Here is a 13,483-nt window from a genome sequence, read left to right on the forward strand (position 1 = left end):
GATTTAAAACAATGCGTAATTAGCTCTGAGCAAACCTGTTTAATCGGTTCTGTTTTTAGGTAGGTAATATTTTTTAGCGATAAATGGTTTAATTGACTGTGATTCTACAAACGGTTCATTTGATATTGTTTTTTTTGTTTTACCAGGCCTGGTAAATTGCAAATTGTTTGCTACAAATCCCGTTAATTGTTCAATAGCCCATTCAATATGCTCGTCCACTAACGGGTTAATTTGCCCAAGTTTTGTTTGTAATGCTTTTATTGCTTGCTGAGTTATGTTCTGAGTGCTTTGCATATTGCCAATAGAAACCGCAAGGTTTCGGTTCCACTGTTCATAACCAATACGACGAATTGCCGAACCTTCTAAACGTTGTAAAAATTCTTTTTCATTCCATGCCCACAGTTCTAAAAGGGTGGCAGAATCCATTTGATTTTTGGCTTTAAACGCCACTTCTTGAGTCTCTTGCGTAAACTTATTCCATGGGCAAACTAATTGGCAATCATCGCAGCCATAAATTCGGTTACCCATTAATGAGCGTAATTCAACAGGTATAGAGCCTTTGTATTCAATGGTTAAATAAGAGATGCAACGGCGAGAATCAATGACTGCATTATCCACAATGGCTTGCGTTGGGCATTCTTGAATGCAAGCGGTACAAGGGCCGCATCCTTGTTTTTCAAAAGGGGCATCTGCGGGTAGTTCTAAATTGGTATAAATCTCACCTAAAAAGAACCAAGAACCTGCTCGAGGATGAATAATTAAACTGTTTTTACCAATAAATCCTAAACCAGCTTTTTCTGCGATAGGGCGTTCAAGTACGGGGGCGCTGTCTGAAAAGGCACGGTATTGAAAGTTATCTGTCACCTCATTAATTTTATTGGCAAGGCTTTGCAAGCGTTTACGCATGAGTTTGTGATAATCTTTACCTAATGCATAACGTGATACATAGGCCTTATCAGTGGAATGTAATTGCTGTATGGCATGGTTAGAATGTGCATCAAAATAGTTCATTCGTACACTAATAATAGTGCTTGTACCAGGCTCTAATTCATTTGGACGAGTACGTTTAGTACCATGACGCTCCATATAGTCCATTTGGCCATGAAAGTTTTCACCTATCCAGTTAAAATACTTGGCTTCATAAGCCGATAACTGAATATCAGAGATACCAATATCCGCAAAACCCAGCTCTTTGCCCCAAATTTTAATTTGATTTGAGAGGTCGTTGGGTGTGATTTTGGATAAATTATCGCTAATAGAGGCAGGTTTCATGTGGAATAGTGTATCAAATTTAGTCTGTTGTAATAACACCACATATTACACTTGTCACAAGCCTAAAGTAGGTTTTTAGGTTGAATTTTTATATTTATTAAGGTGTGATTTTGGCACCTTTAAATGATAGTTGAGAAAAATGTATGAATAACGCACTAATGCTAGCGGATGAATCGGAAAGTATTGATTTTGCAAGAAAAATGGCAGAATTGGTTAAGCAAGATAATGCCTTTGATGACGGACTTATTGTTTATTTATATGGTGATTTAGGTGCAGGTAAGTCATTTTTTTCGCGCGCTTTTGTTCAGTACTTTTTACCAGGACAAAAAGTTAAAAGTCCGACCTATACGATTGTTGAAAGTTACAATTTTTCTACAAATACGATACATCATCTTGATTTATATAGACTTTGCGATTCTGAGGAGTTAGAATATTTAGCTATAAGGGATTTACTGAAGAAAAATTTTGTGGCTTTGATTGAATGGCCACAAAAAGGAGCCCCAATTTTGCCAAAAGCAGATATAGAGCTTGAGTTCTTATATCAAGAAAATGGTCGTAAGGTTTTGGTGAAAGGGGGGTCTGACATAGGTAAGTTGCTTCAAAAGCAAATAGTGGCAAATTAATGACAGAGTTAATGGCATGTTATTTGTTAAGTGTTTTACAGAGCAAGCGAAAGTAACGATATTTAAAAGGCTTTAAGAATGAAATCGCCCAATTTGACTAAGAATACAATAAAAGTAACTCTGGCAGCTTTTCTACTGTTATGGATGCAAAATGTCATTGCGGCAGGTGATTTGTCGTCCATGCGTATTGGACAAGTAAAAGACAAAACGCGTGTTGTATTTGATTTAAAGTCACCACAAACTTACTTGGTGACCGAACTCGCTAATCCTGCTCGTTTGGTGGTTGATTTTTTTAATACCGATAATTCACTTTCATTTAAAAATAAAATTATTACAGACAGTCGTCTATTTAAAATACGTGTTTCAGATAGTAAAAAACGTGTAAGAGTTGTTTTGGATTTGCATAAAACACCCGAATATAAAGCCTTTCTATTAGACGGTAAATCAAAAAACTCACGGTTAGTTGTTGATTTAATCGATAAGGCTAAACCTGTTGTTACTCATGTAGCAAAAAATACCGTCGTTAAAAGCAAACAAAAAACGCTTGCCCCAAAACCGACAGTAAAAGAAAAGCTACCAACTAAGCCAACCGTTAAAGAGAAGGCTAAATTAGCTAAAGCGACTCACACACCTAAAAAGAAAGTAATTGCTTCTAAAGAAGAACCTAAAAAAGTAGCAAAACTTGATAATTCTGTTAGTTCACAGACTAGGCAGGCGGTATTAACAGCGCATTCAAATCAAAAATCAGTAAAACCAGTAAAACCAGTAAAACCAGTAAAACCAGTAAAAGTAGTTAATAAGCCAACAACACCGTTAGTGAATATGGCTAAACTTGATAAATCACCAAAGATTTCCAAGTCTGGAGCAAATAAAGAAACTCAAATCTTATTAAATAAAGAAAGTCCCGTTTTAGCTCAAAATCATGAGTTTATTATTGCAATTGATCCAGGGCACGGTGGTAAAGACACTGGCGCAATAGGGCAAAATCATATTTATGAAAAAAACGTAACACTTATGATTGCTAAGGAGTTAAAAAAACTTATTGATCGTAAGCCAGGTATGCATGCTGTTTTAACCCGAAATAAAGATGTATTTATTCCATTGTCTCAACGTGTAAAAATAGCTAAAGAAAAAAATGCAGATTTATTTGTTTCTATTCATGCGGATGCCTTTCATGATCGTTCTGTAAAAGGTGGTTCTGTATATGTTCTGTCAGAGCGCGGTGCAAGTAGTACTATGGCTAAGTTATTGGCTAAAAGTGAAAATGCATCATTGCAAGATGTGAGTTTAGAAGGAATGGATCAAGATGTTGCTTTTGCATTAAGTGATTTATCAAGAGACGCCAATATTAAATCTAGCCGAAAACTGGCGGCAACGGTTATGCAAGAAATGAAGAAAAAAGTAAGAATGCATAAACATTCTGTGCAATCAGCTGGTTTTGCGGTTTTAAAATCAATTGATATGCCTTCTTTACTGATTGAAACGGCCTTTATTTCAAACCCTCAAGAAGCGCGCAATTTAATGAGTAATCGCTTTAGAGTTAAAATGGCCAGTGCCATTACAGATGGGCTAAGTAAATACGTAAAACAGCAAACTCGTAAGCCACATTGGGGCGATAGTTTGTTTGTGCATTATGTTGTGCAAAAAGGCGATACGCTTTCTGAAATTGCGGCTAATTATGAAGTTAGTACACATTCATTAAAGAAATTGAATGGCATTAAAAATGCAAATTCATTATATGTTGGTAAAAAAATTAAAATACCGGTGTCTGATAAGTTAGTGGCAGGTCTTTAAATTTACCAGGCCTGGTTATTATTTAAGAAGGTTTTACCTTTTAGAAATACAAAAAAAGCACCTAAATGGAACATTACCTCCATTAGGTGCTTTTTTTATATCTGTTAAACCAAACGATTTTTGCGTTGTATTTCTCTAAGAGGTTTTATTAACGTTAAAAAGCAGTAAACCCTTGTTCAGTAAGAATAGCGTTTAAAGGTACATCCCAAGGTTCATTAGGGAGTTTTTCAACCTGCTGACAACTGTGTGCCCAGCCTATAAGATAGGTGTCATGGTTTGTTGAGTTTTTAGTAAATTCAAAAGTACGATCATAATAGCCACCACCCATTCCAATGCGGTTACCTTGTTTATCAAAACCAACTAAAGGCATAAATACACGATTTATATGTTCACTATTTAGATGTTCTTCAAGAGGAACAGAAGGTTCTGGAATTCCAAATTGACTTACAATCAGTTTACTTTCGGGGGTATAGCGTGCAAACGCCATGTGACCATGTTTACCTGTTTCTAAAATAGGTAAATAAACTTCGTGATTTGTGTGCTGCCAAAGATATTCTATGACCTGTTTTGTGTCTAATTCACCATCTTGTGACAGAAAGATTGCTATCTTTTGAGGGGTGGCAAACAGTTCGGAAGATTCAAGTAAATTTTTAACGTGTTGTAGTGCTTGTTCAGAATGAAGCTTTTGCTGCTGCAGGGTGAGTAATTGGCGTGTTTTTCTAAGTTGCTTGCGAATGCTTTTTGTATCAAGAGGTATCATATTTTAAGATTCTCTAAAAAAGAAAAAGCACATGGCCACCAAGCTAAAAGCCCTAGACCGTATAGTCCAGGTGGCAGTCTCCTCAAGAAATTTAGGCTTCTCGGGTTAGCAATGCTAACGAGATGCTCACCATTTCAAGTATCTGACCCCAAAATTGTAATTATCGGAACGGGGTTTATGCTTGGTAACCATGTGCCGTAAAGTAATTATAACAAATTGGTTACTTAAAATACTTGAGGATATTGTGTTTTTTGTACGTTTTTATTGGTTTCTTTAGAGAAAATGGCTAATAAATAAGTAGCCTTGCTTAGCATAAGAAGGGCGATTAAGAGTTTGATGTGACTTTTTGAGAGGATTCATTAGCCACTTGATTGATGACTGTATCTAATTGGTTTTCTAATCTTAGACTGTATTGAGTGGTATCTTCTTTTAATTGTAAATAATCAAAGCAGAGGTTGAGTGCAACCATAAGCACTTTACTTTCACCTTTTAAGCCAGGCAGTTGGTCTAATTTATCTTCTAGAAGTGTGGCGGCTTCTATTAATTTATCACGCTCGTGGGCTTCACACGGAATTTCAAAAGTATGATTCATTAATGTTAACGTTAGCACGGTGACACTCCTAATAATTGTTTAAAGAGAAAAGCGATTGAAACTAAAAGAGAATTTAAACGCTTTAAGTTTCTATATTGGTTTTCTGTATTTGGTTTAACGACTAGATTAAACGTTAACCATTTTAATTATGATATTATTCCCCAATCATTGAAGTTTAACAAGAGATAGTTGTCATGGATTTTGAACAAGTAAACGAGGTTATAGAACCTTTTTCTGAATTAGAGTCGCCTGCTTTTATACAAGGTATGTTGATTGGGTTGTTATGTGGTGATAGTGACATCCAAGAAGCTGTTTGGATAAAAAAGTTGATTGAAGAAGCGCAAATCAAATCAGTAAAAGAGTCATTTTTAAAGGTGCTGGATGAGGTTTTTCAAGAAACCAATAAAGGCATGAATGGCTCAGGGTTTGAATTGAATTTATGCCTTCCAGATGATAATGAGTCTTTGGTTTATAGAGCAGCAATGCTTGGTCAGCTGTGTGAAGGTGTGTTGTATGGCTTAGGTTTAATTGGTGCACTTAATGATTCTGAAAACGAAATACCTAATGAAGTACGTGAGCTGGTAGACGATTTTGGTCAAATCTCACGAATAGATGTTGCAGCGTTGAATGAAAGCAAAGAAATTTCAGATGCAGAAGAGTCCGAATTTATGGAGTTAGTTGAATTTGTACGAATTGGTATATTAACGATAAATGAAGAGTTAAACCCAACTCAAGCACCACCTATTATGGATGCGATGCCTGATTCGGATACACTTCATTAACGACTAATTAAAATAGTTGTTAATGATTTAGTTTTTTAAACTAGGCCATTGAATATCGTTTTTTGGTTCTAATCCAAGTGATTAATTTTTATATTTTTTTTATTTTTTATGTAGATCGTTGTGCATGAATGCAATCAAAGAGTAAATAAATGGATAACAAGCTTTTTTATCATACAAATCGTGCGTCTTTGTTAGAAAAAATGCCCGCTAATAGCGTAGCAATCATTGCTTCAGGTGAAGAACAAGTTCGCAACCGAGATGTTGAGTTTCCTTTTAGAGCTGAAAGTGACTTTTTTTATTTAACAGGGTTTGTTGAACCAGATTCCGTTCTTTTTTTAATTAAAAAAGATGAACGTCATAGCGCGTTATTTTTACGTCCTAAAGATCCTGAGCAAGAAACCTGGCAAGGTCGACGATTAGGCGTAGATGCCGCGGCTAAGTATTTATTAATTGACCAGGCCTACTCAATTGAAGAGTTGGATGAACAAGCTGTTAATTTACTTGAAAATATAGAAAGTATTTACGTAAGTTTTGGGCAACTTTCTCAATGGAGTGAATCCCTTAATGATTGGATAGGCTTGTTAAAACAAAAGGTTCGTAAGGGCGTCGTTGCCCCTTCAAATATTTGTGATTTAGATAAAATATTACATGAAATGCGTTTGTTTAAATCGACAGATGAAATTAAATGTATGCGCAAAGCAGCACAAATATCTGTTCAAGGGCATTTAGCCGCAATGAAAGCGGCTATGTTTAGCGAATATGAATACCAAGTTCAAGCAGCACTAGAAGCCGAATTTGTAAAACAAGGTTCAGCTCGTGTGGCTTTTAGTTCTATTGTCGCTTCTGCAGACAATGCCTGTATTTTGCATTACACTGAAAATCGTTCAAAAATTGATAAAGAAGCCCTGTTATTAATTGATGCAGGTGCCGAATGGCAAGGTTACGCGGGTGATATCACCACAACATTTCCAGCCAGTGGTAAGTTTTCTGAAGCGCAAGCCCAATTGTATGAGTTGGTTTTAAATGCACAGCAAGTGGCTATTAATGCAATTAAACCTAATGTTCGTTACGATCAAATTCATCAAGCATCTGTAAAAGTATTAACAACAGGCCTGGTAAATTTAGGTATTTTACAAGGTGATATTGACGACTTGATAGAAACAGAAGCCTATAAAGCCTTTTTTATGCATGGCACTGGGCATTGGTTAGGTATGGATGTACACGATGTAGGTGATTACAAAATTAACCAACAGTGGCGAAACTTGGAGCCAGGTATGGTGGTTACCGTTGAGCCAGGCCTGTATATTTCATCAGAACATAAAAATGTAGATTCAAAATGGCATAATATTGGTATTCGTATCGAAGACGATGTTTTAGTCACTGATTCTGGTAATGAGGTGTTAACACAAGGTTTACCAAGAACAGTAGAAGAAATTGAACATTGGATGCTTGCTCAAACAAACGAATGACTTTAATTGCTTTGCTTTCAAAATTAACGACGACTCATGAGTCTCCGTATCCCTTAAGATAGACTTTGGTATCAAACGCTATGACAAATAATATAAATCAATCTGAAACTAATCACGCTGATATTTTTATTGCCGGAGGTGGGCCTGTCGGATTAATGCTTGCCATTGGTTTATCATTGCAAGATAAAAAAGTGGTGTTAGCAGAACAGTTTATGCCTAAGAATAATGCAGTAGATACAGGTAAAACGTCTTTTGATGGTCGTGTTTTGGCTCTATCTAAAGGTTCACAAACCTTTTTACAACAGATTGGTGTTTGGACTGAATTGCAAAAATATACCACACCGATTGAACATGTTCATGTGTCACAAAAAGGTTATTTAGGTATAACCACGCTGCACGCAGAAGATGCGGATGTTGATGCACTCGGTTTTAGTGTGCAATCTAGTGATTTAGGTGCGGTTTTATGGGGTTTAGCCAAACAATCAAAAAACATAGAGCTACTTTGTCCTGCGGTATTACAAGGTTTTAAAGAAACTGAAAGTTGCGTGGAGATTACTGTTTTAAAAGGCTTGCAACCAGGCTTAGAAAGTGACATGGCCGCCACTTTTGATATCGGTAAACAAACAAAGCAAGTGATTAGCGCTCAAGTTATTGTTGGCGCAGATGGCACGCAATCAAAAGTAAGAGAAATCTTAGGTTTGGATATTGAAGAAAAATCCTACAATGCTTTTGGTATTTTGGCGCAAATAGAAACAGAGCAACATCCGCACGGTTGGGCGTATGAACGATTTACTGAAGAAGGTCCTGTAGCGCTTTTACCGATGCACGGCCATGCTCATAAGGCCGTCATGGTCTGTCCAGAAGATAAAGTGAGTGAAATTAAAGCCTTATCAGATAATGAGTATCTGGCTTTATTCGCTTCAAAAATGGGTGAACGTTTAGGCCGTTTTACAAAAGTAACGCCACGAATTGCTTACCCTTTAAAAGAAACTTACGTTCCGCAAATGACCAAAGGTCGAGCCATATTAATGGGCAATGCTTCGCATACTCAACACCCCGTTGCGGCACAGGGTTTAAATCTAGGGATTAGAGATATTGAGACCTTTTTGATTGGTGTAAAAAAACAAACAGAAAACAATGCTGATTTAGGTGACCAGGCCTGGTTAAAACAATATGCCTCAAGTAGAGAGCAAGATCATAAAAAAGTAATGGGATTAACGGATGGCTTAATTCAGATTTTTGAACACTCATCCCCTATGGTAGGGCATTTAAGAGGCCTTGGTTTGATGGCGATGCAAGCTATGCCAGGTTTAAAACGACGTTTTTCAAAATTTGCAATGAGAGGGCGTCAAGCATGAGTAACGTATCTGCTGTGAATGAGAAAGTGATTAATGACGCTGAACTTACCCAAACTGTTTGGGATGCTATTGTTGTTGGCGGTGGAATGGTTGGCGCGGCAACGGCTTTAGGTTTAGGTCAGCAAGGTATGAGCGTTTTATTACTTGAAAGTAATGCGGTTGATATGCAGTGGAGTGATGATAAACCTTATCAAATGCGAGTAAGTGCCTTAACACGAGCTTCTGAAAAAATTCTTAAAAACTTAGGGGCGTGGCAAGGCATTGAAAAAAGACGTTATCATCCGTTCACGGCGATGCATGTTTGGGATGAAATTACACCGGGTGAAGTACATTTTTCTGCTCAAGATATGGGTGAACCTAATTTGGGTTATACCGTCGAAAATGACGTTATTCAAATCAGCTTATGGGAACAAATAGAGCAGTGTAAGGCAATAAAAGTATTGCTAAAAGCGGATATTGAAAAATTAGAATTTCAAAATTACCAGGCCTGGGTAAATGTAAAAGATATTGGTGTTTTAAAAACCCAGTTAATTATTGGCGCAGACGGGGCTTTTTCTAAAGTACGACAATTAGCTAATATTGGTTTAGATACACATGATTATGAACAGTGTGCAGTTGTGGGCTGTGTAAAAACAGAATTATCTCACCAAGACACTTGCTGGCAAAGATATACCCAAAATGGACCATTTGCATATTTATCTATGGGCAATAATGTGAGCTCCATTGCTTGGTATTTACCAACGGATAAAATGGAATGGGCATTGAACTTGCCTGATGATGAGTTTGCCAAAGAGATATCTCAAGCCTCTGATTATAAATTGGGGCAAGTTATTGAGGTGGCAGAACGAGGTGCATTTCCATTAGTTAGAAGACACGTAGAACATTATGTAAAACCAAATTTAGCTTTGGTCGGCGATGCGGCTCATACTATTCATCCACAAGCGGGGCAAGGTGTTAATTTAGGCTTATTGGATGCCGCCGCATTAATTGAAGTTATCTTAGATGCTAAAGCGGCTTCAAAGTCTTGGGGAAGTTTTTCTGTTTTACGAAAATATGAGAGATGGCGTAGAGGAGATAATGCCATTGTACAACGATCTATGGAAGCTTTTGATTGGTTGTTTAGGCAAGATGCGTCATTAAAAGTAGCAGTAAGAAAACCTTTATTACCTGTAGCGAATAAATTTACTTTAGTTAAAAATTGGCTAATGGATCAGGCTCTAAATGGCAGAGGTGCTTTGCCCATTTTGGCTAAAAAAACTTCTAAAAAATATCCCAATACTTAAAGGCCAATAAGATTTATGAAGTTAAATTCCATATTAGGGATTGCAGGTGTTAATCATCTAGAATCTGAAAGAGCATTAAAAATTGGCCGCGTATTTGAGATTTTAGTTTTAATTGCCTTGTTTGCTGTTTTTGCTCAGGTATTTCTGCTTCTAAATGCTGAAATGGTTGGAGCACGCTGGGTTACAAACCTTATTTGGTTTGTTTTTTTTATGGAAGTCGCTGTTAACTTGTTTAATGTAGAGAACAAGAAACGTTACCTTAAAGAGAATTGGTTAAATGTGGTTATCGTTGTACTTGCTTTCCCGTGGTATAACTGGGGTGGTGATTGGGGAAGCGACTGGGCCCTTATTGTACGTTCTTTGCGATTGGTATTATTTATTCGTTACTTTAATGGCTTTATTAAAGGCTTAAAAGCGATATTAACCAGAAACCGATTTGGTCAAATACTGGTTGCCTCTGGTTTTATTATTATAGGTGCGGGAGCATTGTTTTCCTACATTGAAAATAGAAGCCTTTGGGATGGTATTTGGTATGCATTAGTTACTATTACGACGGTTGGATATGGAGATGTTGTTCCTCATACTGAATATGGAAGAGTGTTTGGTGTAATTTTAATACTCTTTGGCGTTGTATTCTTTTCATTGGTAACGGCAAATATAGCGGCTTTTTTAATAGGTTCAGAGCAACGACAATTAGAAAATGATATTTTAGATTACATGAAAGCCACAGAAAAAAGATTGGCAAATCAGCAGTTAATGAATGATAAGCATGTAGAAAGAATTATTGATCATATGAGTACAGAGATTAACGAACTTAAAGTTGAAATTCGAAAAATGAAAAATGAAAAAGAATTGTAAATTTTACGACAAGGATATCAACAAAGTATTTAAATGTAAAACTAATAGAATTTAACTTTAAAAATGTAGTCAATTTACATATTTTATAGCCGCGTTTGTGTCTATTTTGCTAATAAGATAAGAAAAGCTTTACAGTCTTATTAAGAACGTTGACATTTAATAAGTAAACGCCTATATTCATTTAACCCAAATTTAGTTTATAGAGCATAAAGGAAATTACGGATGGCAGATAGACGTCTTCAGGTTTTTCACACTGTTGCAAAGGTTATGAGTTTTACAAAAGCGGCAGAAACACTGCATATGACGCAGCCTGCGGTCACATTTCAGGTTAAACAGCTAGAGGATTTTTTTAATACTCGTCTTTTTGATCGAACCCACAATAAAATTACTTTGACAGAAGCTGGAAAAGTGGTCTATGACTACGCGGATCAAATTCTTGAACATTACGAGAAGATGAATAGTGAAGTACGTGAGTTAACGGGCGAAGTAACAGGTACATTGGTTATTGGAGCAAGTACTACCATTGCCGAATATATGTTACCTAGTTTGTTAGGTGCTTTTAAAAAGCAATTTCAAGATGTAAATATTCGTTTACAAGTTGGAAATACCGATGCCATTGTTGCAATGGTAGAAAACAATATGATTGATTTAGGCCTAGTTGAAGCTCCTGTGCATAACAAAAACCTTGAAGTTGATGTTTGTCGTATTGATGAAATGCAGTTGATTTGCCCATTAGATCATCCTTTAGCTAAACGTGATAAGGTTACTGTTGAAGATTTCCGTAAGTATGACTATATTTCTCGTGAAGAAGGTTCTGGTTCACGCTCGGTTATTGATACTTATATTCGTGAGCAAGGCTTTAGTTATAGTGATTTAAGCGTTGCTATGGAATTAGGAAGCCCTGAAGCCGTTAAGATGGCGGTTGAATCTGATGTTGGTTTAGCTGTTGTATCACGTACAACTCTTTCTAAGGAAATGCGTTTAGGCACATTAAAAGCAATTCCATTAGATCCACCTATTTTACGTCCGTTTTCTCATGTAAGACAAAAACACAAGTTCCGCCATAGAGCAGTAGGTGAATTACTTGAATTTGCTGTTGAGTATTGTCGTGATAGAGCCACTGAACTCGGCTTTAGAGTGCCTACTGACGAAGAACAATCTTTGGGTAGAACAAAATAAACATAGATTGATTTGAATGAATAAAAAAGGCCCGAGAGGGCCTTTTTTTGTATGCGGATATTTTTTAATTTGTTATAGATTGCCAGAAGCAAATTCAGCCAGTCTAGAACGCTCACCTTGTTGTAAGGTAATGTGGGCGCTGTGCTGCCATTTTTTAAAACGGTCGACAATGTAAGTTAACCCTGTTGTTGTCTCCGTTAAATAAGGTGAATCAATTTGTCCGATATTACCTAAACAAACGACTTTGGTTCCTTCACCCGCACGAGTAACTAACGTTTTCATTTGTTTTGGCGTTAGGTTTTGAGCCTCATCTAAAATAATAAATTTTTTCTGAAAAGTACGTCCTCGCATAAAGTTCATGGATTTGATTTTAATGCGCTTGCTGAGCAGTTGTTGAGTACTCTCTTTTTCCCAATCGGTGTAACCTTCTGAGTCGGTTAAAACTTCAAGGTTATCCATTAAAGCGCCCATCCAAGGAGTCATTTTTTCTTCTTCTGTTCCTGGTAAAAAACCGATGTCTTCGCCGACAGGAATTGTAGCTCTTGTCATTATAATTTCATTATAAATATTTAAGTCTAATGTTTGTTCTAATGCTGCAGCCAAGGCAAGTAATGTTTTACCTGTTCCGGCAGTTCCTAATAAAGATACAAAATCAATATCTGGATCCATTAGGTAGTTTAAGGCAATGTTTTGTTCTGAATTACGTGCTGTAATCCCCCAGATAGAGTGGTTGGGATTTTCATAATCATCAAGATATTCAAGAATGGCTTTATTGTGAGTGATTTCTCTCACTATTACGTTAAAACCAGCATCATTTTGACTAATAAGGCATTGATTTGGGAACCATTTGCAATCTTCATCGATAGTGAGTTCATAAAAAGTTCGGCTGCCTTCTTGCCATGACTTCATTGAATGGCCGTGTGTTTCAAAGAAATTAGGTTCTAGTAATTCCCAACCAGTGTAAAGGAGGTCTGCATCCTCTAGTACTCGGTCGTTATAGTAATCTTCAGAGTGTAACCCCACTGTTGAAGACTTAATTCGCATGTTAATGTCTTTAGTGACTAAAGTGACATTTCGTTCACTGTATTTATCTTTAAGGGCGAGACCTGTTTTTAGGATGTGGTTATCTGCTTTGTGACTGGGTAGAGAGGTCGGTAAGTCGAACATAAGTGGTTCAGTTTCGAAAAAAAGTTTACCTAAATGAAGTTCTTCTTGTGAAGGATTGGGGTGAATACGTTCAAGGGATAGGCCAGATTTAATATCTTCAAACGTTGCATCGCTAATTATTTCATCAATTAATCTATTGGTTTCACGCACGTTTCGTGAAACTTCTGACATACCTTTTTTACCCGCATCAAGCTCTTCTAATACGGTCATGGGGATGAAAATGTCGTGCTCTTCAAAATTAAAAAGCGCCATTGGATCGTGCATTAATACATTGGTGTCGAGAATAAATAACCTTTTAGGTTCATTGGTCATGATGGATCCTTAAGTGGTTTTGTTTTATCGGTGT

12 protein-coding genes are annotated in these 13,483 nt (G+C 36.7%); 8 read left to right on the forward strand and 4 right to left on the reverse strand.

Annotated elements, in window-relative coordinates:
• Window positions 1–39: 39 nt before the first annotated feature.
• Window positions 40–1,314, reverse strand: a complete 1,275-nt coding sequence (gene queG, locus ACYQ0E_RS05490; RefSeq protein ID WP_460187239.1) for a tRNA epoxyqueuosine(34) reductase QueG — start codon at window positions 1,312–1,314, stop codon at window positions 40–42.
• Window positions 1,315–1,415: 101 nt separating this feature from the next.
• Here queG and tsaE point away from each other — a divergent pair, with 101 nt between their 5' ends.
• Complete coding sequence (tsaE, locus tag ACYQ0E_RS05495) at window positions 1,416–1,895, forward strand: tRNA (adenosine(37)-N6)-threonylcarbamoyltransferase complex ATPase subunit type 1 TsaE (RefSeq protein ID WP_460187240.1); 480 nt, start codon at window positions 1,416–1,418, stop codon at window positions 1,893–1,895.
• Window positions 1,896–1,973: 78 nt separating this feature from the next.
• On the forward strand, window positions 1,974–3,689 hold the full coding sequence (locus ACYQ0E_RS05500; RefSeq protein ID WP_460187241.1) for an N-acetylmuramoyl-L-alanine amidase: 1,716 nt from the start codon (window positions 1,974–1,976) through the stop codon (window positions 3,687–3,689).
• A gap of 154 nt (window positions 3,690–3,843) precedes the next feature.
• Here ACYQ0E_RS05500 and ACYQ0E_RS05505 read toward each other — a convergent pair whose 3' ends face one another.
• Window positions 3,844–4,449, reverse strand: a complete 606-nt coding sequence (locus ACYQ0E_RS05505) for a 5-formyltetrahydrofolate cyclo-ligase (RefSeq protein WP_460187242.1) — start codon at window positions 4,447–4,449, stop codon at window positions 3,844–3,846.
• A 325-nt stretch (window positions 4,450–4,774) separates the two neighbouring features.
• Window positions 4,775–5,059, reverse strand: a complete 285-nt coding sequence (locus ACYQ0E_RS05510) for a cell division protein ZapA (RefSeq protein ID WP_460187243.1) — start codon at window positions 5,057–5,059, stop codon at window positions 4,775–4,777.
• A 176-nt stretch (window positions 5,060–5,235) separates the two neighbouring features.
• On the opposite strand from ACYQ0E_RS05510, the gene ACYQ0E_RS05515 reads away from it, so the two are divergent.
• The 6 genes from ACYQ0E_RS05515 (at window position 5,236) to ACYQ0E_RS05540 (ending at window position 11,970) form a co-directional block, all read left to right on the forward strand.
• Complete coding sequence (locus ACYQ0E_RS05515) at window positions 5,236–5,823, forward strand: UPF0149 family protein (protein ID WP_460187244.1); 588 nt, start codon at window positions 5,236–5,238, stop codon at window positions 5,821–5,823.
• A gap of 149 nt (window positions 5,824–5,972) precedes the next feature.
• Entirely contained in the window at window positions 5,973–7,292 is a 1,320-nt protein-coding gene (gene pepP / locus ACYQ0E_RS05520; RefSeq protein WP_460187245.1) for a Xaa-Pro aminopeptidase, read from the forward strand.
• Window positions 7,293–7,372: 80 nt separating this feature from the next.
• Window positions 7,373–8,650, forward strand: coding sequence for an FAD-dependent monooxygenase (locus tag ACYQ0E_RS05525; protein ID WP_460187246.1), 1,278 nt, complete (start codon window positions 7,373–7,375; stop codon window positions 8,648–8,650).
• Entirely contained in the window at window positions 8,647–9,933 is a 1,287-nt protein-coding gene (locus ACYQ0E_RS05530; RefSeq protein WP_460187247.1) for a UbiH/UbiF/VisC/COQ6 family ubiquinone biosynthesis hydroxylase, read from the forward strand. The genes ACYQ0E_RS05525 and ACYQ0E_RS05530 overlap by 4 nt, the downstream gene beginning before the upstream one ends.
• Window positions 9,934–9,948: 15 nt before the next feature.
• Entirely contained in the window at window positions 9,949–10,791 is an 843-nt protein-coding gene (locus tag ACYQ0E_RS05535; RefSeq protein ID WP_460187248.1) for a potassium channel family protein, read from the forward strand.
• Window positions 10,792–11,013: 222 nt separating this feature from the next.
• The gene (locus tag ACYQ0E_RS05540; RefSeq protein ID WP_460187249.1) at window positions 11,014–11,970 is read left to right on the forward strand and encodes a LysR family transcriptional regulator; all 957 of its coding nucleotides are present in this window, start codon (window positions 11,014–11,016) and stop codon (window positions 11,968–11,970) included.
• 72 nt (window positions 11,971–12,042) lie between these two features.
• Here ACYQ0E_RS05540 and ACYQ0E_RS05545 read toward each other — a convergent pair whose 3' ends face one another.
• Entirely contained in the window at window positions 12,043–13,449 is a 1,407-nt protein-coding gene (locus ACYQ0E_RS05545; RefSeq protein ID WP_460187250.1) for a PhoH family protein, read from the reverse strand.
• Window positions 13,450–13,483 lie beyond the last annotated feature (34 nt).

This window comes from Thiomicrorhabdus hydrogeniphila (genome assembly GCF_054656895.1).

Bases quoted from the DNA above. Each gene is read 5' to 3' on its own strand.
- ACYQ0E_RS05545 (WP_460187250.1), bottom strand. From the start codon at position 13,449: ATGACCAATGAACCTAAAAGGTTATTTATTCTCGACACCAATGTATTA.
- ACYQ0E_RS05540 (WP_460187249.1), top strand. From the start codon at position 11,014: ATGGCAGATAGACGTCTTCAGGTTTTTCACACTGTTGCAAAGGTTATG.
- ACYQ0E_RS05530 (WP_460187247.1), top strand. From the start codon at position 8,647: ATGAGTAACGTATCTGCTGTGAATGAGAAAGTGATTAATGACGCTGAA.
- tsaE (WP_460187240.1), top strand. From the start codon at position 1,416: ATGAATAACGCACTAATGCTAGCGGATGAATCGGAAAGTATTGATTTT.
- ACYQ0E_RS05500 (WP_460187241.1), top strand. From the start codon at position 1,974: ATGAAATCGCCCAATTTGACTAAGAATACAATAAAAGTAACTCTGGCA.
- ACYQ0E_RS05515 (WP_460187244.1), top strand. From the start codon at position 5,236: ATGGATTTTGAACAAGTAAACGAGGTTATAGAACCTTTTTCTGAATTA.
- pepP (WP_460187245.1), top strand. From the start codon at position 5,973: ATGGATAACAAGCTTTTTTATCATACAAATCGTGCGTCTTTGTTAGAA.
- ACYQ0E_RS05505 (WP_460187242.1), bottom strand. From the start codon at position 4,449: ATGATACCTCTTGATACAAAAAGCATTCGCAAGCAACTTAGAAAAACA.
- ACYQ0E_RS05535 (WP_460187248.1), top strand. From the start codon at position 9,949: ATGAAGTTAAATTCCATATTAGGGATTGCAGGTGTTAATCATCTAGAA.
- ACYQ0E_RS05525 (WP_460187246.1), top strand. From the start codon at position 7,373: ATGACAAATAATATAAATCAATCTGAAACTAATCACGCTGATATTTTT.